The sequence below is a fragment of the Pseudomonas sp. Pseusp9 genome, assembly GCF_059491265.1.
The window spans coordinates 3100773-3122001 of record NZ_CP168500.1 but is presented as its reverse complement, the minus strand read 5'-3'; the positions used below and the strand labels follow the sequence as shown (position 1 = coordinate 3122001).

Annotated in this window: 14 protein-coding genes and 1 pseudogene; 12 read left to right on the top strand and 3 right to left on the bottom strand. The window is 55.3% G+C overall.

Annotated elements, in window-relative coordinates; translation table 11 throughout:
• The first annotated feature begins 33 nt into the window (after nucleotides 1–33).
• The 11 genes and pseudogenes from ACEN8E_RS13980 to ACEN8E_RS13930 all read left to right on the top strand — a co-directional run bounded on the left by ACEN8E_RS13980 (nucleotide 34) and on the right by ACEN8E_RS13930 (nucleotide 14523).
• Entirely contained in the window at nucleotides 34–1215 is a 1182-nt protein-coding gene (locus ACEN8E_RS13980; protein WP_495593321.1) for an aromatic ring-hydroxylating oxygenase subunit alpha, read from the top strand.
• Between the two features lie 15 nt (nucleotides 1216–1230).
• Nucleotides 1231–2670, top strand: coding sequence for an aldehyde dehydrogenase family protein (locus ACEN8E_RS13975; protein WP_495593127.1), 1440 nt, complete (start codon nucleotides 1231–1233; stop codon nucleotides 2668–2670).
• 11 nt (nucleotides 2671–2681) lie between these two features.
• Nucleotides 2682–2843, top strand: a pseudogene (locus ACEN8E_RS13970) (rubredoxin); the annotation flags it as partial.
• The gene (locus ACEN8E_RS13965; RefSeq protein WP_495593320.1) at nucleotides 2832–4109 is read left to right on the top strand and encodes an FAD-dependent oxidoreductase; all 1278 of its coding nucleotides are present in this window, start codon (nucleotides 2832–2834) and stop codon (nucleotides 4107–4109) included. The pseudogene ACEN8E_RS13970 and the gene ACEN8E_RS13965, both read left to right, overlap by 12 nt.
• A gap of 10 nt (nucleotides 4110–4119) precedes the next feature.
• A complete protein-coding gene (locus tag ACEN8E_RS13960) occupies nucleotides 4120–5451 on the top strand; it encodes an NAD(P)/FAD-dependent oxidoreductase (RefSeq protein ID WP_495593126.1) in 1332 nt (443 codons plus the stop codon).
• Nucleotides 5448–5816 (top strand): ethanolamine utilization protein EutQ, encoded by a 369-nt coding sequence (locus tag ACEN8E_RS13955; protein WP_495593125.1) that lies wholly within the window; start codon nucleotides 5448–5450, stop codon nucleotides 5814–5816. The genes ACEN8E_RS13960 and ACEN8E_RS13955 overlap by 4 nt, the downstream gene beginning before the upstream one ends.
• A 386-nt stretch (nucleotides 5817–6202) precedes the next feature.
• Complete coding sequence (locus ACEN8E_RS13950) at nucleotides 6203–7252, top strand: NAD(P)-dependent alcohol dehydrogenase (RefSeq protein ID WP_495593124.1); 1050 nt, start codon at nucleotides 6203–6205, stop codon at nucleotides 7250–7252.
• Nucleotides 7253–7711: 459 nt separating this feature from the next.
• Nucleotides 7712–11185, top strand: a complete 3474-nt coding sequence (locus ACEN8E_RS13945) for an adenylate/guanylate cyclase domain-containing protein (protein WP_495593123.1) — start codon at nucleotides 7712–7714, stop codon at nucleotides 11183–11185.
• Complete coding sequence (locus ACEN8E_RS13940; RefSeq protein WP_495593122.1) at nucleotides 11169–12200, top strand: patatin-like phospholipase family protein; 1032 nt, start codon at nucleotides 11169–11171, stop codon at nucleotides 12198–12200. The genes ACEN8E_RS13945 and ACEN8E_RS13940 overlap by 17 nt, the downstream gene beginning before the upstream one ends.
• A 780-nt stretch (nucleotides 12201–12980) precedes the next feature.
• Nucleotides 12981–13517: a 2,4'-dihydroxyacetophenone dioxygenase family protein gene (locus tag ACEN8E_RS13935; protein ID WP_017340009.1), complete on the top strand. Its 537-nt coding sequence runs from the start codon at nucleotides 12981–12983 to the stop codon at nucleotides 13515–13517.
• Between the two features lie 103 nt (nucleotides 13518–13620).
• A complete protein-coding gene (locus ACEN8E_RS13930) occupies nucleotides 13621–14523 on the top strand; it encodes a LysR family transcriptional regulator (RefSeq protein ID WP_495593121.1) in 903 nt (300 codons plus the stop codon).
• A 104-nt stretch (nucleotides 14524–14627) separates the two neighbouring features.
• Here the strand turns inward: ACEN8E_RS13930 and ydiJ are convergent, their stop codons facing one another.
• Nucleotides 14628–17681, bottom strand: a complete 3054-nt coding sequence (ydiJ, locus tag ACEN8E_RS13925) for a D-2-hydroxyglutarate dehydrogenase YdiJ (protein WP_495593120.1) — start codon at nucleotides 17679–17681, stop codon at nucleotides 14628–14630.
• A 160-nt stretch (nucleotides 17682–17841) separates the two neighbouring features.
• Between ydiJ and ACEN8E_RS13920 the strand changes: the two genes are divergently transcribed.
• Nucleotides 17842–18741 carry a LysR substrate-binding domain-containing protein gene (locus ACEN8E_RS13920; protein ID WP_495593119.1) on the top strand — a complete coding sequence of 300 codons (900 nt, stop codon included), beginning with the start codon at nucleotides 17842–17844 and terminating at the stop codon, nucleotides 18739–18741.
• A 69-nt stretch (nucleotides 18742–18810) separates the two neighbouring features.
• Here ACEN8E_RS13920 and ACEN8E_RS13915 read toward each other — a convergent pair whose 3' ends face one another.
• Together ACEN8E_RS13915 and ACEN8E_RS13910 are read right to left on the bottom strand one after the other, a co-directional pair.
• Nucleotides 18811–20412, bottom strand: coding sequence for a GMC family oxidoreductase (locus tag ACEN8E_RS13915; RefSeq protein WP_495593118.1), 1602 nt, complete (start codon nucleotides 20410–20412; stop codon nucleotides 18811–18813).
• The gene (locus tag ACEN8E_RS13910; protein ID WP_495593117.1) at nucleotides 20399–21229 is read right to left on the bottom strand and encodes a shikimate dehydrogenase family protein; all 831 of its coding nucleotides are present in this window, start codon (nucleotides 21227–21229) and stop codon (nucleotides 20399–20401) included. Before ACEN8E_RS13910 ends, ACEN8E_RS13915 begins: the two co-directional genes overlap by 14 nt.

The window sequence follows — 21229 nt, the reverse complement described above, 5'->3', positions numbered from 1 at the left end:
GCCGATCAACCGTGCGATCTGGAGACAACAATAATGGGCATCGCCAACCTCATCCCTGTACAAAGCCTGGAAGCTGTCCTTGCTCCCATCGAACAGGCCCATGGCCTGACGAACGACTTCTACACCAAGCAGCCTTTCTTCGAACTGGACAGAGACCAAGTTCTGGGCCGCAACTGGGCATGCATCGGTTTTGCTACTGATCTACCAACCAACGCATACGTAAAACCTGTGGATTTCATGGGGCTGCCGCTCTTGATAATGCGCAACCGCGAAGGCCAAGTTCAGGTGTTCCATAACGTCTGCAGCCACCGCGGAGTCAAACTGGTACAAGAAGCCGGCACTATCCAAGGCATGATTCGTTGCCCGTACCATTCTTGGACTTACGACCTTAATGGTGCTCTGCGTGGTACTCCCCATGTTGGGGGCATTAACCAACACAAGGACGAGCGCTTTGCGTGCGAAAAACACGGCCTCAAGCCGCTGCGCAGTGCAATTTGGATGGACATGGTGTTCATCAACCTTTCCGGAGATGCCCTACCTCTTGAAGAGGCTCTGGCCCCACTGACCGAACGCTGGGTTCAATTCCTCGGACACGACGGTATGGATCTGATGCGCCGCGAGACCGACGGCGGCAAGATGTCGATCGAGGTTAATTGCAACTGGAAGCTGGCCGTTGAGAACTATTGCGAGGCTTACCATCTGCCTTGGGTACACCCTAGCCTGAACACCTACTCCAAACTGGAAGATCACTACAACATCATTTTTGACCAGTTCGCCGGTCAAGGCAGCTATGCCTACAACCTTTCTGACGTAGCTGGCACCCACCTGCCGACCTTCCCATCATGGCCGGCAGATCGTATGCGCAACGCCGAGTATGTGTCGTTCTTCCCTAACGTACTGCTGGGCATCCAGGCCGACCACGCCTTCGCGATGATGCTTGAACCGGTTGCCCCGGGTAAGACGATTGAACATCTGCGCTTGTTCTTCGTAGGCGACGAGGCTCTCAGCCCGCATTACGAAGCCGCTCGAAAAGCTGTCATGGAATCCTGGCGAGTGGTGTTCGCCGAGGACATTGCTTCCGTAGAAGGAATGCAAAAAGGCCGCAGCTCGCCAGGTTACAACGGCGGAGCCTTCTCACCAGAAATGGATTTACCGACTCACTACTTCCACAAGTGGGCCGCACGCCAGTTGCTCAACAGCGACGAGAAGGCTTAAGCCGAGGATATCCCGATGAGCATTCAACACTGGCTTAACTATATCGATGGGCAGTGGGTCGATAATGACCAACACCTGACTATCCTCAATCCCGCTAATAATCAGCCGGTAGCGACCATGGCTCAAGCCAGTGTCGCCGACGCCGAACGTGCCCTTCAGTCAGCGCGACGTTGCGCTGACAGTGCTGAGCTGACCCGGGTGCGTCCTGCCCAGCGTGTAACTTGGCTACTAGAGATCGCCCGGCAGATTCGTTTGGTCGCCGATGAAGGAGCTCAAATTCTTTGCGCGGAGAACGGTAAAACCCTTCGCGATGCACGGGACGAGTTCACCGAAGCCGCACGCTACTTCGAATACTACGCCGGCATGGCCGACAAGATTGAAGGTATCTCAGTACCGCTAGGTAATGGCTACATGGACTTCACAATCTATGAGCCGATGGGCGTCTCTTTACAGATCGTGCCATGGAACTTCCCGGTGTCGATCTGCGCTCGTTCTTTGGCACCTGCATTAGCCGCTGGTAACTCGGTTGTAATCAAGTCGCCAGAACTTTCGCCTTTAGGTCTCTGTGTCCTGATGCAAGCAATCGAACGCGCCGACTTACCAAAGGGCGCGGTCAATCTGCTGTGTGGACGTGGTCGCGAGGTTGGCGCTTTTCTGGCTGCGAATAAGAGCGTTGATCAGATTGTCTTCACCGGCTCCGTACCGACCGGCCAGAGTATTCTGCGCGCAGCAGCAGAGAATGCGGTTCCAAGCGTTATGGAACTGGGCGGTAAGTCAGCGGCGCTAGTATTCGCCGATGCCGACCGTGAGCAACTTCTAGCTAGCGTGCGTAACGGTATCTTCTTCAATGCTGGACAAGTCTGTTCCGCAATGTCCCGCCTGCTGGTAGAGCGCTCGATCTACAACGAAGTGGTTGATCAAGTCGGCGCCCTAGCGCGCAGCCTGCAAATTGGCCCTGGTTCGGAGAATGCTGAGCTGACCCCGGTAATTTCAGCGGCTCAACTTCAAGGCATTCAGGCTATGTGCCAACGCGCACAACAGGAAGGCGCGCGAGTAGTTGCTGGGGGAGAAGCGGTTTCGAGTTTGGCTGGTAATTTCATGCAGCCAACTGTGTTCTGCGATGTTACTGCGGACATGGACATCGCTCAGAGTGAGGTATTCGGCCCGGTGTTGGCGATCCTCCCATTCGATACCGAGGAAGAGGCCATTAACCTGGCTAACGGAACCGACTTCGGCCTAGTAGCGGGCGTCTTCACCCAAAATCTGAATCGCGCCCTGCGCTGCTCTCGACGACTGCGTGCGGGTCAAGTGTTCGTAAATGAGTGGTATGCCGGTGGCATTGAGACGCCTTTCGGCGGGGTTGGTCTATCCGGTTACGGTCGCGAGAAAGGTCAGGAAGCGCTGTACAGCTATGTGCGCACCAAGAACCTTGCATTGCGGATCCAGGGCGAGTGAGGGTCGAAATCATGAAGAAGTGGCTATGCATCATTTGCGGGCTGATCTATGACGAAGCACTAGGTTGGCCTGACGACGGAATCGCTGCTGGTACTCGCTGGGAAGATGTACCAGGAGACTGGTTGTGCCCCGAATGTAAGGTTGGCAAAAGTGATTTCGAGATGATCGAGATTACTGAGCCAGTGACCGCCGCCGCAGTTGCTGCAGTAGCCACCGTCGCCCCTCTAGCAGCCGCAGTTGCTACCGTCGCACCTGTTTCAGTGCCAGCGCAAGCAACCCGTCCTGCTGGCCCTGTAGTAATCATCGGCAGCGGCCATGCAGGCTATGGCCTGGCTCAGGCTTTGCGCAAGCAAGACCCGAATCTGGAGATCCGTGTACTGACTCGCGAATCTGGACATGTCTACTCCAAGCCAGCGCTCTCTATCGCATTGGCTCAAGGTCGAAGCGCAACTGCTCTGGCAAGCGAGAGCCCATTAGCAGTGGAACAACGACTAGGCATACGGGTGTACCCGCATTGCCAAGTTGAACGCATCGATTCCCAAGCCCGACGGTTGCATACCAATCTTGGTGAAATGACCTATGGCCAGTTAGTCCTAGCCAGCGGCGCGGCACCAATTCGCGTACCGATCGAAGGCTGTGCGGAAGCATTGGTAAGTGTCAATAACTTGTCTGACTATCAAGCCTTCCGCACGCAGCTGGATGGTATGCGTCGTATCGCTATTCTCGGCGATGGTCTTATTGGTTGCGAATTTGCCAATGACTTAGCCAGCAGCGGTTTCGAGGTGCAAGTCATTGGCTTGGGTGCTTGGCCCATGGAGCGCTTGTTACCCGAACCTGCAGGGCTTCATCTGCAGCGGGCACTCAGTGAGCTGGGAGTTCGTTGGAACCTGCAAACAACCTTGCAGCGAATAGAGCGGAACACCGATGGATTCGAGCTCACATTGGCCAACGGTGAACAACATCAAGCCGACCTGGTGTTATCAGCTATAGGTTTGCGACCTAACCAAGAATTGGCGCTCGCCTGCGGCCTGGAATGTGGCCGCGGTATCAAGGTCGATGAGTATTTAGAGACTTCAACACCAGGCATTTATGCACTAGGAGACTGCATAGAAATCGACGGCCAATTGATGCCTTATCTCGCGCCGATCAACCAAGGCATCGAAGCCTTAGCACGCACACTGTTGGGACAACCGACAATTGTGCGGTATCCGCTGATGCCAGTTACCGTGAAAACGCCGGCAGCGCCATTGTGCTTGCTCGCGGCACCCGCTGACTGCACAGGTCAATGGCGAATTGAATCAACGGCCGACGGTCTCAGCGCAGCGTTTCACGACGACGCTGGCACCTTGCGCGGTTTCGCGCTCCTCGGACGCCAAGCGCAACAACAGCGCAGTGCCTGGCTTCAGAACTGTCAGCCCTATCAATCAAACGTGGCCTGAGAAAAACAATATGAACACTCGTGCAATTCACCTGCCACACGATGATCATGACTGCGGCTGGTATGCCGCCCTGCCTCCACCCGCTGCTGCAAAACGCCTAAGTGGTAAACAGCAAGCAGACTACGCCGTAATTGGCGCTGGCTTTGCTGGACTTGCAGCAGCCAGACGTTTGGCCGAACAAAAGCCCGATGCGCGCATCGTACTGGTCGATGCCCAGCGTGTGGGCTACGGTGCCTCGGGGCGCAATTCTGGTTTCGTTATCGACCTGCCACATAAGATGGCATTGGAGCATCCGGATCCGGCTCACAAGCAGCGTCTGTTAGGGCTGAACCGTGCCGCCATCGCTCAATTACAGCGATTGGTCACGCAACATCAGATCGACTGCCAGTGGTCTCATGCCGGCAAATTCCAAGGTGCCGTCGGCCCACGTGGATTAGCTTATCTGGAGCATTTTGAACGCCTGATGACTGAGTTGGGTGAGCCATTTCGAAGTGTTGATCGCGATGAGCTCGCAAAGGTAATCGGCACGCGCCACTACAGCCGCGCGGTTTTTACGCCAGGCTGCTACCTGATGCAACCGGCGGCATTGGTGCGCGGTCTGGCCGACTCACTGCCCAACAATGTCGAACTGCTCGAGCAGTCACCTATCCAGGGACTGCAGCGTGATAGCAAAGGCCAATGGGTGCTGCAAGGTGCCGATGGGCAGATACGTACCCCAAGCTTATTGTTGGGTACTAGCATCTTCACCCAAGAGTTTGGTTATTTGCGCAGTCGCCTGCTGCCGGTGATGACGTTCGCCAGCTGGACTCGCCCGTTAACTCAGGCTGAGATGGATGCTATCGGTATTCAAGCAGACTGGGGATTGACCCCAGCAGACCATGCTGGCACCACCGTGCGCATGACCCAAGACCGCCGTCTTATCATCCGCAATACCTACAAACACGTCCCGCGTTATGGCAAAAGCGTCAGCGACTCAACACGCCAGGAGATTCGCGAAGGACATCGCACTGCCCTGCTTGCTCGTTATCCCCAACTTGCTAACGTTCCGTTCACTCACACTTGGGGTGGCGTATACGCGATCTCGCGCAACTTCACTAACTTCTTTGGCGAGCTCGAAACGGGCGTTTACGCCACAGCTTGTGATAATGGTGTGGGGGCTGCCTGGGGCACAATCTCAGGAACCCTGCTAGCGGAAATGGCTGTCGGCTCGGACTCTAAGCACCTCCAGGACATCAAATCGGTAACTGGCATGCCGTCCCGTAACCCGCCTGAACCATTTCTGGGTTTGGGAGTGCGCACGCGTATCCGTATGGCCGCGTGGAACAGCAGGAGCGAACTGTGAAGCGTGTCTCCGGGAATGGGCCAGTACGGCTTGTCGATCACCGAGATCTTGAGTTTGTTGACCGCGGCGGCCCACCTGGTAAAGCGTCTGTCGCTCGTGCGCTTAGCAATGAAGTTTCGCCAAATATGGGTGTTGGCTTCGCACGCTGGGAAGGTGCCGAGGTCGCATGGACGCTTCTGTATGACGAGGTGATCTTCGTGATCGAGGGATGCTTCGAACTCAAGGCCAATGACGAGCTCTATCGGGTTGAACCAGGGCAGGTGCTGTGGATTCCCGAAGGTACAGAGTTGGTTTACGGAGGGCACGCCTTGTTTGGATATGTTGTATATCCGGGTGACTGGAAGCGACAGCATGGATTGGAGTGACATTTGTGGCAGCTAATGGCTACCAGAGAGATCCCAGTATCACCCGACTATTACCTAAGTTGGCTATCGAATTTCTATTCGAAAACCTTCTAATACAAGTTCATTAACAACGCTTCACCGGTAGAGCTCAAAAGGATCTACCGTACTTTCCTAGGGTCGCTCCATGTGCAAGGTGTTGAGGTAGAAATATCACCTTACCAAGCCACCGGTACAGAGCGTGCGACCACCCTCTAGTTTTACCAGCGCCTGCCACAAGCGGCGCTGCTCTAATAACCATGAAATCCAATATCGGGTGCGTATGGCACGCCGAAGGTGAACGGCTTCTGCAACGTTATGTTTTTAAGTGCTGAAAATGCTGGTACTCCACACGCGCGAAGGAGTTTTAAATGCTTATAAACGCTTATGGCGCCCACGCGGGCGACAAACCTCTAGAGCCGCTGCAGATCACCCGCCGCGCTCCAGGTGCCCATGATATTCAAATCGATATCGCTTTCTGCGGTATCTGTCACACAGATCTCCATAAGGTGCGCGCCGAGTGGAAAGGAACCCACTTTCCGTGTGTTCCAGGTCACGAGATTGTCGGGTATGTATCGGCGGTAGGCCCAAATGTCAAAGGGTTTAAGTCAGGCGATATCGTCGGCGTTGGGTGCATTGTTGATAGCTGTAAGCATTGCGACGAATGCGATGAAGGCATGGAGAACTACTGCGACAGCCTCGTTGGTACATACAACTTTCCAACCTCGGATGCGCCGGGTTGGACGTTGGGAGGCTACTCGCAAATGATCGTAGTACACGAGCGCTACGTGTTTCGTATCCGTCACCCAGTGGAACAGCTCGCCGCTGTAGCGCCCCTTTTGTGTGCGGGTATTTCCACCTACTCCCCTCTGCGCCACTGGCAGGCAGGGCCAGGAAAAAAGGTCGGTGTCGTTGGCATCGGTGGCTTAGGACATATGGGCATAAAGTTGGCTCATGCGATGGGCGCCCACGTCGTAGCATTCACCACGTCGGAATCAAAGGTCGACGCCGCAAAGCAGTTAGGAGCCGACGAGGTAGTTGTGTCGCGTAATGCTGAAGCAATGGCAGCGCATGCCAAAAGCTTCGATCTCATCCTGAATACGGTGGCAGCGCCCCACGACCTTGACGCCTTACTGATCTTACTTAAACGCGACGGGACGATGGCCTTGATTGGAGCTCCGGCGATTCCACATCCCTCGCCCAATATCTTCAACCTGATCACGAAGCGGCGATCCCTTGCCGGATCGTTGATAGGCGGAATGCCCGAAACGCAGGAGATGCTGGATTTTTGTGCGGAGCATGGCATCGTCGCCGACATCGAGCTGGTTCGAGCAGACCAGATAAATGAATCCTATGAGCGAATGCTGAACGGTGATGTCAAGTATCGCTTCGTGATAGACAACGCCACCTTGGTTGGTTGACGTTTAGTTCATTACATAAACATGATCTGCATCAGCGATGAGTGGCATCCGTTTAAGGACAAGGTTGGCGTTGAGGTTGTGAATCAACTCGACATTGACAATCGAGGTGTCAGGCTGCGCGCATTCAACAATGACTTGGGCTTTGAAGGACTTGGAAGATGCGGCGTTTTTGAGGCATGGCTTCCGCTTAAAAAGGGCTGAAAATGGTGTCCACTTAAATTTGTGTGGACATCCATACCCCCTACATCGCTGCTTCCCGGAACCGGACATCACAGGTCGTCCTCAGTTAGCGAATTTTACTTCTTGTTTCAACGATACAAACTATCTTTGATACAGAAGGTTAAAAGGCTGCCTAAACGTACCGGCCCAATGACTTCAGCTCGTCCTTCGCCGGTTTGATGTCACGCTTCCCGTCTTTTGACTGGTCTTCTTGAACGACTGCAAAAGGGAAGAGATCGTATGCGCTGCGCAAACTGCGGATTCGAGAGTCCCTCCGAGGCCAGCTTCTGTGAAGCCTGCGGCGTAAGGTTGTCTCGCAACTGTCCGCGCTGTGGTCACGAGGCGGGCCTGTCAGCCAAATTTTGCAGTGAATGTGGCGCGCCGCTGACCGATATGCCTGCTGCGCAAGCACCGCGCCCCGAGACAGTTTCAGAGCCCTCCCCAGCTCCAATTCATTACACGCCCCACCACCTTGCCGAGCGCATCCGCGCCGAACAGGCGGCCATGGAAGCTCGAGGCGAGACCGCCGGTGAACGTAAGACCGTCACGGCACTGTTTGCCGACATGGCCGGTTCCACGGCATTGATCCACGACCTTGATCCGGAGGAGGCCCACCGCCTAATCGAGCCCGTTGTCGCGCTGATGATGGAAGCCGTCCATCACTACGAAGGCTATGTGGCCAAGACCCTGGGCGATGGCATACTCGCGCTATTCGGAGCCCCCATCGCCCATGAGGATCATCCGCAGCGAGCGCTGTATGCGGCACTGCGCATGCAGCAGGCAATACGCCGACATGGCGACCGCATTCGCCTGGAGAAAGGTATTCCGCTGCAAATCCGCGTCGGCATCCATACCGGAGAGGTGGTCGTGCGTTCGATCCGCACGGACAATTTGCATACAGATTACGATCCGGTCGGGAACACAATCCACATTGCATCCCGGATGGAGGGAATCGCCGCCCCCTCGTCGATCCTAGTGAGCGAACCGACCTACAAGCTGGCGGAAGGTTATTTCGAATTCAAAGCCCTGGGAGCCGCCCAGGTCAAAGGCATTCCCGAGCCCCTTGTTGTCTACGAGGTGCAGGGTCTCGGCGCTCTGCGCACACGCCTACAACTATCGGCACATCGCGGGCTGGCCGGGTTCGTCGGCCGCCAGGTCGAGCTCGACCACCTGCATCAGGCGCTCGAGCAGTCCAAAGCGGGCCACAGTAAGGTCGTCGCGGTGGTAGGCGAGGCCGGAGTCGGGAAGTCACGGCTGTTTCATGAGTTCAAGGAGCGCTCGCGGTGCGGCTGTCTGGTGCTGGAGACTTTCTCGGTGTCGCACGGCAAGGCCTTTGCCTATTTCCCGCTCATCGAGCTTCTGAACAACTATTTTCAGATCACCGTCCAGGATGACGAGCGGCGATGCCGGGAAAAGGTCATGGGCAAGACCCTTACGCTCGAGCGAAACTTCGAGGATCTCGTGCCTTACCTGCTCTACCTGCTGGGTATCGGCGAACGCAGTTCAGCACTCGCGGAAATGGATCCTCAGATCCGGCGCGTTCGCACCTTCGACGCGATCACTCAACTACTGACGTGTGAGAGCCGCAATCAACCGATCGAGCTGCTGTTCGAAGATTTGCAATGGCTGGACTGCGAGACCGAAGCATTCCTCGTGTACTTGATCGGTCACTTGGCGAGCGCCCCAATCCTGCTCCTCGTGAACTACCGGCCCGAGTATCAGCCTGTGTGGATACGTGCGGGTCATTGCAGCCAACTGCGGCTCGAACCGCTGGGCCCGGTCGAAGCACAGGCAATGCTCGCGACCCAGCTTGGGGACGATTCTACCCTCATCCCCCTCAAACAGCTCATCCTGGATAAGACGGAGGGCAACCCGTTCTTCATGGAGGAGGTGGTGCAAACTCTGATCGAGGAGAAATTGCTGTTGGGTGAAGCCGGTCAGTATCGGATCGAGCAAACTCCAGCTGCGCTGCATATCCCCACTACTGTGCAGGGTGTACTCGCTGCCCGTATCGACCGGCTCCCCGTTGCGGAGAAGGAATTGCTGCAGACCCTCGCCGTTATCGGCAAAGAGTTTCCGTTCAGTCTGATTCAGTGCATCTGTGTTGGGCAGGATGCTCGGACGGACGACAATTTGTGTAATCTGCTCGCCCGACTGGAGGCTGCGGAGTTCATTTACCAGCGGCCCGCATTTCCGGAGGTGGAGTATTCGTTCAAGCATGCGCTGACCCAGGAGGTCGCGGGTCACTCGCTTCTCACGGAGCGGCGTAGCGCGCTGCATGAGCGCACAGCGCAGGCCATCGAGGCACTGTTCCCCACTCGCATCACAGATTACTGCAGCGAACTGGCGCATCACTACAAGCTGAGCGGCAATGTCCCGAAGGCCGTGGAATACCTGCACCGTACCGGGCAACAGGCCCTCCAGCATTCCGCCCATCTCGATGCGACGCGTCATCTCGGCACGGCACTGGAATTACTCGAGCATTTGCCCGACACACCCACGCGTGCACATCAGGAACTGACCTTGCTACTCGCCTTGGGGCCGGCCTTGATGGCCGTGCGCGGCTATGGTGCGCCCGAGGTGGCGGCCACCTACACCCGTGCACTGGCGCTATGCGCGCAAGTAGGCGACGACTCGCTTTTCCCTGCGCTGCTGGGGCTGTGGAGTTACTACACGTTGCGTGCGCAATACTCAACCGCATGCGAACTGGCTGAACGATTACTCAGTATTGCGCAAACCGCGCAGGATCCGGACTTGCTCGTGGAAGCCCATGCGGCACTTGGGCAGACATTGCTTTTCCAGGGTGATCTCAAAAACGCCCATAACCATCAAGAGCGGGCGCGTGCCCTCTACGACCCTGATCGCCATCGCGCACATTCAATTACGTACGGCATGGATCCGGGCTACTCCCTGTCATTTTCGGCCTGGAGCCTTTGGTATTTGGGTTTTCCCAATCAGGCAAGCATGCGCAGCCAGGATGCCCTTGCTCTGGCCAAGAAGATTGCCCACCCATTCAGCCTGGCCTTCACTCTGTCCGCAACGTCGATACTGGGACAGTTTCGGTACGACGTACAACTCGCCGAAGAGTGTGCAGATGCCGCCATCAAGCTTTCTCTAGAGCAAGGATTTCCGTTGTATTTGGCAAGGGGGAATATTCTTCAAGGTTGGGCTCGCGCCGAGCAGGGAAGCATTGACGAGGGAATTGCTCAGATAACCAACGGTATTGCCGCTTACCGCGCAGCCGGAGCAGAGCTTGGATGTTCTTATTTTCTGGCCCTGCTAGCCGCAGCGCATAGGCTCGCCGGGCAACCGCAGGCAGGATTGGATGCCGTGACCGACGCTCTAACTATGGTGAACAGAACAGGCGAGCACTTTTACGAAGCAGAGCTGTACCGCCTCAAGGGCGCTCTTACCCTGCAATGTCCGGGAGAAGACCGACAGGATTCTTCCGTGCAGCAGGAAGCGGAAGCATGCTTTCACAAGGCAATCTCAATCGCTCGACAACAAGGGGCAAAGTCATTCGAGCTACGCGCCACAGTCAGCCTTGCTCAGCTATGGGAAACACGAGACAAAGAGGTGGCCAGGCAAATGCTGGCCGACATTCACAGCTTTTTCACCGAAGGCTTCGACAGCGTCGATTTGCTACAAGCCAAGGCGCTGCTCGATGCATGGGCATCAAGCGAGGGGCGAGCAATTGATGACTCGGGGCAGTGAAGAGCGCAAGCCCGTCGTGCTGGCTTTACAGGGCGGCGGGATGCACGGTGCGTTCACCTGGGGCGTGCTCGATCGGTTGCTCGAGGACGGCAGGCTTGCCATTGAAGGGGTGAGCGCAACCAGTGCCGGCGCGATGAATGCCGTCGTACTTGCCTCCGGCATGCTGCAAGGTGGCGAGGTCGGCGCACGCCAGGCGCTGCACGATTTCTGGTACGCCGTGGCGCAGTCCGCCGAGCGTTATAACCCGTTGCGTTGGATGCCTTGGTTGAAAGGGAAGCATAGCTTCGGGTTGGACTATTCACCCATGTATACGTTCGCGGACATGACGCTTCGTATCTTCTCGCCTTACCAGTTCAATCGCCGCAATTTGAGTCCGCTACGGGAGGTGCTGGAGAGGCAGGTAGATTTTGCCGCCTTGCGAAGCCAATGCCCGTTCCACCTCTATCTGTGCGCGACCAATGTCGAGACGGGGAAGATACGCATCTTCACGGGCGAGGACATCTGCGCCGAAGCGGTGCTTGCTTCGGCCTGTGTGCCGACATTGTTCCAGGCAGTCACGATTGACGGGCAGAACTACTGGGATGGCGGCTATATGGGGAACCCGGCTATTTTCCCGTTGATCTACAACTGCAATACACGCGATGTGGTGATCGTCCACATTAACCCGCTCGTCCGCCCAGGCGTGCCGATTACCGCTGCCGACATCCTCAATCGCATCAGTGAAATCAGCTTTAACTCGTCGCTGATGCGTGAACTGCGCACCATCGCTTTTGTCACCGACCTCATCCAGCAAGGCAAGCTCGATAGCAATGAGATGAAGGAGATGTTGATCCACTCCATTAAGTCCGATGAGGCGATGTGCGCGCTCAGCGTGTCCAGCAAGTACAACGCAGACTGGGACTTCCTTTGCGGACTGCGCGACAACGGACGCCGCGAGGCCGAGGCGTGGCTCACGGAGAACTACCGGAATATTGGCGAACGGTCGACTATCGACATCCGAAAAGAATTCCTTTGAATGCCGCCATCACACTGGGAAAGTTGGTTGGCAATCTTGACTGGGGCATAGCGCTGACGACGCTTGCCGGGCGGTGGTAAACATTTCCGAACGAATCCTGAGCTGCGCCTAGGCACCTGCAGCCTGGAAGGTGCGGACACCTCTCAATGTGTCGCTAGGCACCTCAATATCCCCCGCCTCCTGTTGACCGAAAAACTGGCGAGCACTGATATACTTTGGCGATGTTCTCTTCCCATCAGGGAAACAGGGAGACCATAGAACCCCCGGCAGGGCCAACCTCCGGTTTTTTGCTTTTCTTCCACCCGCGTCATTGTCTTAACTGCGGTTCAGCTCTTCGACCAACACCTTGTTGAAACCGACCGAGACGTCTACCTGCGGCCCATGGCCTTTGCCTGCAAACTCGATCAACCTCGCTACCGGAATCAACTTGGCTGACCAAGCCTCGACTTTGGTAGCCTTCGAGTATGCCGAGGAAATTAGAGAGAAGTACTTCAAGTGCCTGGCCCGCCGTGCAACGCTGAGTTGGAGAACCAATAAATTTTATCTCCTCAGAATCATTCCAGCCACGAGTCGGACTATGCGGCTTACGCATTCGCCCCGTAATACCCCATCAATAAGCGCCCCCGAAATCCTCAAATCCGCCCCTTCAAACTGTGACGAGCGTTCACACTTAGTGTGATGTTTGACGTCTTTTTCCGCCTGTCTTGCTGCCTTACTCTTTGGTTCAAGCCCTCATGACACCACTAGGGCCCCACTAACCTAGCTGTGGAAACCATAAAAATGAGCACTGCACCGAAGCCTGATGAACTCGCGATCCCCTATCAACTGCCTCAGGTTCCATTCATGTCGCCAGACATGGTGCACCCAGGCGTCCTGACGAACTGGCTGGAAGACGACAAGCTGTGGGTACCTGTCACCGGCTCGGTCTCCTTCAAGCCATTGCTGCTGAGCGTCACTGGCGGTTACTACATCAACCTGCTCCGCGTACGCCAGGCCGGCGTGCTGTCCCGCCATCGCCACACCGGCGGCGTTCATGCCATCGTGCTCAAGGGCCGCTGGTATTACCTGGAGCATGATTGGGTCGCATCCGAAGGCTCCTTTGCGTATGAGCCTCCAGGCGAAACCCATACCCTTTTCGTTCCAGAAGACGTTGAAGAAATGATCACCTGGTTCCACGTCCAGGGCGGATACACCTACGTCGATCCACAAGGCGTGGCGGTCGGCTACGAAGACGTTTTCACCAAGCTTGAAGCAGCCCGCAAGCACTACAAAGAGCTGGGTCTACCTGATGACTACATCGAGCAATTTATTCGCTGATCAGTGATTTGAAGATCAAAAGCGCGCCTATGGCGCGCTTGTTGTTTCAGCCCCAGAAAAGTGGCACGCTGATTTTCAAAAAGCCCGCCGACAAGGTAGATCAATGGACAATTACTCGCAGATGTTGGCCTTCATTTGGGCTACCGAGCACGGAAATTTTTCTGCAGCAGCGCGCTCAAATGGACTGACACCCTCGGCCATCAGCAAGCTCATCACTCGCCTTGAGGATCGGCTGCAAACTCGCCTGTTCCAGCGAGGTACTCGCAATCTCACACTCACTGAAGAAGGTGCTGCTTACCTGGTGAGCGCGCGGGAAGTGGTCAACGCCATGGCAGAGGCAGATTCCCTGGCTGAAGCGTTCCCTACGCGCGTTAGCGGAACTCTGCGCATCCATACGATGACCACCTTCGCCAAGCATCAAATTTTGCCCTGGCTTCCAGAGTTCCTTGCCACATACCCTGCCCTGAGCGTCGACATTCAAGTTGGCCCCCAATACATCGACCAATTTGAACAGGGTCTTGATATAGCCATCCACAGCGGTGTCTTACCCGACTCATCACGGATTGCCAGAAAGGTGGGTGAAAGTGCTTGGGTCATCTGCGCCTCGCCGGAATATATCGAGCGTTGCGGCAGACCCAATCACCCACAAGACCTTGTGAACCATGACTGCTTTAACTTCAGTTTCAAAAGCGCATGGAATAACTGGGAGTTCGAAATCGACCACCACAAGACCTTGATCCCTGTCAGCGCTAAAGCGTCTTTTGCCCAGGGTGATCTGCTGCGTCAGATGGCACTTTCGGGTGCAGGTATCGTGAAGCTTGCGCAATTCCATATCGGGGCGGATATCAGGAAAGGGCGCCTGATCCCATTGCTTGAGGAGTACGCCCTGGATGAAAAAGAACCCATCTACATGGTGTACTCAAACCGCAAGCACCTCAGTCCAAGGATCAGGGTTTTTCGAGATTTCCTTGAGAGCAAAATTGCTGAGCAACCTTGGGCCATATAGGCATCGCCCGGAAACAGCGCGCCCCGTCTACCATGCTGCCTCACGCGAAAAAAGCGAGGCGGTTAAACCGCCCCAAGCAACGGGGTAGATCGGCGACCTAACGACTACCCGGCGACATCCCTTACGACCGCAAGCAAAGCCTGTAGCGGATGCAGAATCATCGCCCCATCCTTGCGTTTAACCTGGCTTCGACATGAATACCCATCCGCCAACAAGCGACCTGAACGGTTGAACTTCTCCACAAGCGGCCCCCAAGACTGGCTGTAGATAACGTCTGAAGTCTTAGCGTTTTGTGTCTCATGTCCATATGTGCCAGACATCCCGCAGCAACCACTCGCTTGAACCTGCAGCTTCAACCCCATCCGCGCATAAATTTGCTGCCAAAGGCCGATACTGCCGGGCTCATTAGTTTTCTCGGTGCAGTGAGGAAGGAAGTAGTAGGTATCTGTCTCCTTGATCGCACTCGATGACGGGAGCACATCCGCAAGCCACTCCTGCGGCAACAAGACGGTTGGGGTCTGATCGCTGCCAAGCGTCTTGGCGTACTCTTGTCGATACACCAAGGTCATAGCGGGATCCAAGCCAACCAACGGAACCTGGTATTGGTTAAGCTTACTCAGCGATTCGGCGTTGAAATGCGCGGCTTTTTCAAATGCCTTTAGGAAACCCTGAACCTGCAGGGGTTTACCGTTCGGAGAGAACGGTGCGATGTACACCTGAAACCCGAGCCTTGATATCAGCTCAACCCAGTCGGCAAGCACATGGGTTTCGAAGTAACGCGTAAAGGCATCCTGCACGAGAATCACACTGCGCTTACGCTCCCCCTCCCCCAATGCTGCAATACGCTCGGGCGTCGCCATCTGCACGTTCCAGCGACGGCATACGTCGTTAAAGTCCATCAAGCTGAGCAATGGGCTATCGACCATTCCGGCGACGTGTTCAAGAAAGACGCGAACCGGACGGGCGCCCATGATGAAGTTGTATAAACGCGGCACGCGCGCAATGTAGGGAATGGTGTACTCAAGCGAGCCGATGAGATAGTCCTTCAAGGGGCGCAGATACCGGCTGTGGTACAGCTCCAGGAATCGCGATCGGAACTCCGGCACATTGACCTTCACCGGACACTGACCAGCACAAGATTTACAGGCGAGGCACCCCGCCATGGCCTCATAAACCTCATGGGAAAAATCCTGTTGTCCCAACTTTTGCGCGACTGTATTCGCAGCTCGTTTGGCAATACTGAATACGTTGGAAGTCGAGCGCAGCCGATCGCTGGTGGCCAATACATCGATGTCTTGTTGGCCCTGCAATCTCAACCATTCCCGGATGAGCGAAGCGCGACCTTTGGGTGAATGGACTCGGCTACGAGTGCCTTTCCAGGAAGGACACATAGCGTCATCAGGATCGAAGTTGTAGCAGGCACCATTGCCGTTGCAGTGGACGGCAGTGTCATAGCTTTTCCAAACCCGCTCATCGATTGTCCGATCAAGCTCGCCCCGCAACGTGACCTCGTCAACGCGCGTCAATAGAGCGCTAGGCACTGTCTTCGGCGTGGCGATCTTGCCGGGGTTGAGCTGGTTGTGTGGATCAAAAACAGCCTTGAGCTCCTGTAATGCCGGATAAAGTTCGCCGAAATAATCGGGCACATACTGGGATCTCAACCCCTTTCCATGCTCCCCCCACAACAAGCCGCCATGCTTTTGCGTCAACACGGCGACGGCATCGGAAATCGGCTGAATCAGAGCAGCCTGAATTGGGTCTTTCATGTCCAGGATCGGGCGCACATGGAGGACTCCCGCATCGACGTGCCCGAACATTCCGTACTCCAAGTCATAGCTGTCCAGAAGCGCTCGAAACTCCAGGATGAAGTCAGCCAAATTCTCAGGCGGAACGGCGGTGTCTTCGACAAAGGGTTGTGGCCTGGCCTCTCCTTTGACGTTGCCGAGCAGCCCTACTGCTCGCTTACGCATCGCATAAACGCGTTTGAGGGCGTCAGCACCTATTGCAAGCGTGTGACCCAATCGCACGACACTGGTATCGCGCTGCAGGTGCAAAACAAACTCATGAACACTCTGCTGAACTGCCTCTTCATCGTCGCCGCTAAATTCAACAAGATTGATTCCAAGTGTCGGTACGTCTGGGTCTTCCGGGAAGTATTCTGCGACGCCGTGCCAGACTATGTCCTTCATGGCCAGCATGAGCACTTTGGAATCGACTGTCTCGATAGACAAAGGCTTCAACAGCATCAACGCCTTGGCGTCCCTCAGAGCATCCATGAACCCCGCATAACGCACGTTCACCAGGATCGAATACTTGGGGATCGGTAACACGTTGAGCCTGGCTTCAACGATGAACCCAAGGGAGCCTTCGGAGCCACACAAAACGCTGTTGAGATTGAATCGATCATTTGACTCTTGCAGGTGAGCCAGGTCATAGCCAGTCAAGCAACGATTGAGTTTCGGAAACGTACTCTGGATCAGATCAGCATGATTGCGCGCGATGTCTGTAGCACATCGATAGACCTCTCCTACCCGATCTGTGCGACCTGTTTCCGCCCGCCAACAGTCGCGTTCCAAAACCAAACTGTTGAGTCGATCGCCACCCAGCAAAACGGTAGAAAGTTCCAAGACATGGTCGCGGGTTTTGCCATACGTACAGCTTCCCTGACCACTCGCGTCGGTATTAATCATTCCGCCGATGGTGGCGCGGTTTGATGTGGATAGTTCAGGCGCGAAAAATAATCCATGTGGTTTCAATGCAGCGTTGAGCTGATCCTTAACCACACCGCTCTGCACGCGAACCCAACGCTCCTCGACATTGATCTCAAGAATGCTGTTCATATGGCGAGACAGATCTACAACAACCCCGTCTGTTAGTGATTGGCCGTTAGTACCGGTTCCACCTCCACGGGGTGTGAGCACAACAGATCTAAACTCGGGACGTGCCACCAGGCGTGCCAAGGTCTCGACATCCCGAGCATGCCGTGGAAACACAGCCGCTTGTGGTAGGCGCTGATAGATCGAGTTGTCGGTTGCTAACACCGTCCTATCGCCATAACTACGCGCGATTTCTCCCTGAAAACCCTCTTCCTCAAGCCGACTTAAAAATCCTTCGTAGGATACGTTTTGGACATCAGGGGGAGATAGCCGAGCAATCATGGTGGAGTTCCTACGGGTAATGCAGCTAATCTAAACATTCTCGTTATGTATGCTCAGCACCAAGGTGCTAGCAAACCATAAGGGGTTTTACCTTCGATTTTGTCGGGACACGATGACTCGGACAAACGTAAAACCTGCAGAATTTGCATGAGCTTTATGAATGAACCCAAGAAGACTGACGCCCTCCATGTCCCTGCTGATTGCTTTCGAAGCAGCCGCTCGCCATTGCAGCTTTACCAAAGCTGCAGACGAACTGGCATTGACTCAAAGCGCCGTCAGCCGGCAAGTGCAATCCCTGGAAGCCCAGCTTGAGATCGAGCTCTTTCGCCGTGATGGACGAAAGATCGAATTAACTGCAGCCGGTGCCCTCTACCAACATGAGCTTGCCGCTGCACTGGGTCGAATTCGAAGCGCAACGCTGCAGACAATCGCTTACAAGGCTGAGGGTGGGCCGCTAAACCTCGCTGTACTTCCGACATTGGGATCAAAGTGGCTCCTCCCCAAAATGCATGAGTTTTATGCACTCCACCCAGGGAACCTGGTGCACATCCATTCGAGGATCATTCACGCCGATATCCAGTCCAGCGCGAGCGACATGCAGGCAATCATCTGCGCCGGCAAGGGAGACTGGCCAGGCTACATTTCGCATCTATTACTCAAAGAAAAACTGGTCGTTATAGCGAGCCCTACAGCGCTTGCGGGTTTTCGCGCCATGTCACCACCGGACGTCGCTGATCAAGTGTTGTTGAATGTCGTCTCTCGACCCAATGCGTGGTCTGATTGGTTTGACCGCAACAACCTCGGCCATAGAAGCATGCGTACCGGCCCAAGTTTCGAGCTCACAGCTCACCTCATTCAGGCCGTATCAGCGGGCATTGGTATCGGGCTGGTTCCCGACATTCTGGTGCAGGACGAACTCAAATCCGGAACGCTGGTAGCACTGTTCGACCCGATGGAAAGCGGTCGCAATTACTACCTTGCGTATGCCACACGCTATCAACATCTGCCTGCGCTAAAGACCTTCAGTGCTTGGCTGCTGTCCCTACCTTTCCCGGATTAAAGATCCATGGAACACAGCACCACAGCAATGCTTAGTGGTACTTCAAGCATTGCTGTGGCGAGGCCGCTCTCAGTAATGAACTGACGCGGAGCCAAGTATCAAGTCAGCCCCACGCTCAGCAACAGCCATTACCGCACCTTGGATGTTGCCGGAGATCATTGATGGAATGACCGAGGCATCGACGACACGAAGACCACTTAGGCCATGGACTCGCAACTGTGAGTCGACCACGGCGCCCTCGTCCTCACCCATCCTGCAGGTGCCGATGGGGTGATAAATCGTCTGGCCATTGTCTCGTGCAAATTCGAGCCAATCTTCATCGCTCTTCGTATGGGAGCCCGGACTGGTTTCTGCATCGACGAATGCACTCATCGCCGGCTGTTCCATAATTCTTCGCGCGATTTTCATGCCCTCAATCAGACTCGTGCAGTCTTCATCCTCGGTCAGAAAATTCGGACGAATCGCCGGCATAACATCAGGATCCTTTGATTGGATGTGAATGCTGCCCTGAGACTTAGGACGTAACTGACTGACTCCAATCGTGAAGCCTGGGTGCTTGTCCAAAATTCGCTCGGCGGCATTGGCATAGCTTGCATGTACGACGAAATATTGCACATCCGGCGTAGGCATTTCAGGCTTGGTCTTCACAAAACCATGAACCAAGCCGGTACCCAGTGTCAGAATTCCCGTGCGCTTGGTGAAGTACTCAGCCACGGCAAGACCAAGTCTCCATCCGCGTGCCAGCTCGTTGAGAGTCACCGTGTTCTTCAGCCGCCAGTTCATACGGGTGGCAAAGTGATCGATGTAATTTTCCCCTACACCATCAAGACGGTGCTTGAGCGGGACACCAGCCTTGTCGAGCACATCAGGTCGCCCGATTCCCGACAGCTCCAGGATTTGCGGCGATTGAATGGCGCCGGCACACAGGATGACATCCTGTCGGGCACTGACAGTGACCTCGCGACCGCCTTGACGGTAAGTGATACCAGTGCAACGTGAGCCTTCAAGTTCGAGGCGCAACACATGTGCATTGGTCTCGATATGCAGGTTAGCGCGTGCTCTTGCCGGCTCGAGATAGCCATCCACAACGCTCCAGCGCCGCCCCTTGTGCTGGGCAACCTGGTAGTAACCAAATCCAGTCTGATCATCGCCGTTGTAATCTTTATTGTGCCGGTGCCCATCTTGAATGCTTGCCTCCAAGAAGGCGTCCGACACGGGATAGCGCTCTGTGACCTGTTGAATATGCATCGGGCCTTCATGCCCACGGGAGTCATCACCTTGAGCATAAGACTCGAATTTTTTGAAGTAGGGCTTGAGCGTGGCGAAGTTCCACTGCTTCGCCCCTGTGGACTCCCAAGCGTCATAATCCCCAGGCTGCCCACGCACATAGATCATCCCGTTAATGAGGGTAGATCCGCCGAGGCCTTTTCCACGGGGTACGGAAATTTCCCGTCCGCGCGTGTTTGCCTCGGCCTGAGTCTTAAATCGCCAGTTGTAGCGCTTGTCCACTAGCAGCTTGGTAAAGCCAGCAGGAATAGGAATCCAAAAACCGTTCGGTTCGCCCCCCGCTTCCAGCACCAAAACTTTATATTTGCCGGAAGCAGTAAGCCGATTGGCGAGGATACAGCCAGCGGTGCCGCCGCCAACAATGACGTAATCAAATGTACTCATGATTTTGCTCGTTCTTATTAGTCGCCATCGCCTCAGCCATCAACTCAATCTGGCAAAGCAGCATTGGCATTCCATCAAGCACTCGACAACCCTTTTCAGTTGCGGCTGCCAACAGGGGAGTGATCGCAGGTTTCATAATGATTTCTGCGACAATTTGCGATGAGGTAAGCAACGCCACATTCAAGGGCAGAATGTCATCCACAGAGAGCCCAAGGGATGTACTGTTTACTACCAAATCATGGCCAGATGGATCATCTGAGCCGACACACAACTCCACAGCGGGGAAGACAGTGGCGAGTCGTTGGATAAGCGCCTCTGCCTTGCATGTGGTGCGATTGAAGATGGTGATTTTTCTGACGCCTGCAGCGGCGAGAGCGAACGCGATTGCCTTTGCCGCGCCCCCTGCACCAGCCAAGTAGACCGACATGCCGGTCGGCTCTACGTCACGTTGACGCAGACCTGCCAAGAAACCCGCACCGTCCAGAATGTCGCCATGCAGGCTTCCATCTTCGTTGCGTCTCACTACGTTGACCGCACCTACGAGTCGTGCAGCATCTGACACAGAATCGCATAGCTCAACGATTGCAGATTTGTGCGGCACCGTAACGATGAATCCATCCAGGCTGTGTATTCCGCGCAGTCCTGCAACAACGCCGTGGAGACTTTCTGTGCTGACATGAAATGGCACCATTACCCGATCGTCACCGCGCTCAGTGAATAGGCGGTTCATCGCACCTGGTGTCTGCACATGATGGATGGGGTCAGCGATGATCGCGTATACCCGTGTGGTGCCACTGATCTTGTTTTTATTTTCCAT

Coding starts and splice junctions, on each gene's coding strand:
- ACEN8E_RS13975 (WP_495593127.1), top strand. CDS start 1,231: ATGAGCATTCAACACTGGCTTAACTATATCGATGGGCAGTGGGTCGAT.
- ACEN8E_RS13910 (WP_495593117.1), bottom strand. CDS start 21,229: ATGGAAAATAAAAACAAGATCAGTGGCACCACACGGGTATACGCGATC.
- ACEN8E_RS13980 (WP_495593321.1), top strand. CDS start 34: ATGGGCATCGCCAACCTCATCCCTGTACAAAGCCTGGAAGCTGTCCTT.
- ACEN8E_RS13945 (WP_495593123.1), top strand. CDS start 7,712: ATGCGCTGCGCAAACTGCGGATTCGAGAGTCCCTCCGAGGCCAGCTTC.
- ACEN8E_RS13960 (WP_495593126.1), top strand. CDS start 4,120: ATGAACACTCGTGCAATTCACCTGCCACACGATGATCATGACTGCGGC.
- ACEN8E_RS13915 (WP_495593118.1), bottom strand. CDS start 20,412: ATGAGTACATTTGATTACGTCATTGTTGGCGGCGGCACCGCTGGCTGT.
- ACEN8E_RS13935 (WP_017340009.1), top strand. CDS start 12,981: ATGAGCACTGCACCGAAGCCTGATGAACTCGCGATCCCCTATCAACTG.
- ACEN8E_RS13950 (WP_495593124.1), top strand. CDS start 6,203: ATGCTTATAAACGCTTATGGCGCCCACGCGGGCGACAAACCTCTAGAG.
- ACEN8E_RS13965 (WP_495593320.1), top strand. CDS start 2,832: ATGATCGAGATTACTGAGCCAGTGACCGCCGCCGCAGTTGCTGCAGTA.
- ACEN8E_RS13920 (WP_495593119.1), top strand. CDS start 17,842: ATGAACCCAAGAAGACTGACGCCCTCCATGTCCCTGCTGATTGCTTTC.
- ACEN8E_RS13930 (WP_495593121.1), top strand. CDS start 13,621: ATGGACAATTACTCGCAGATGTTGGCCTTCATTTGGGCTACCGAGCAC.
- ydiJ (WP_495593120.1), bottom strand. CDS start 17,681: ATGATTGCTCGGCTATCTCCCCCTGATGTCCAAAACGTATCCTACGAA.
- ACEN8E_RS13940 (WP_495593122.1), top strand. CDS start 11,169: ATGACTCGGGGCAGTGAAGAGCGCAAGCCCGTCGTGCTGGCTTTACAG.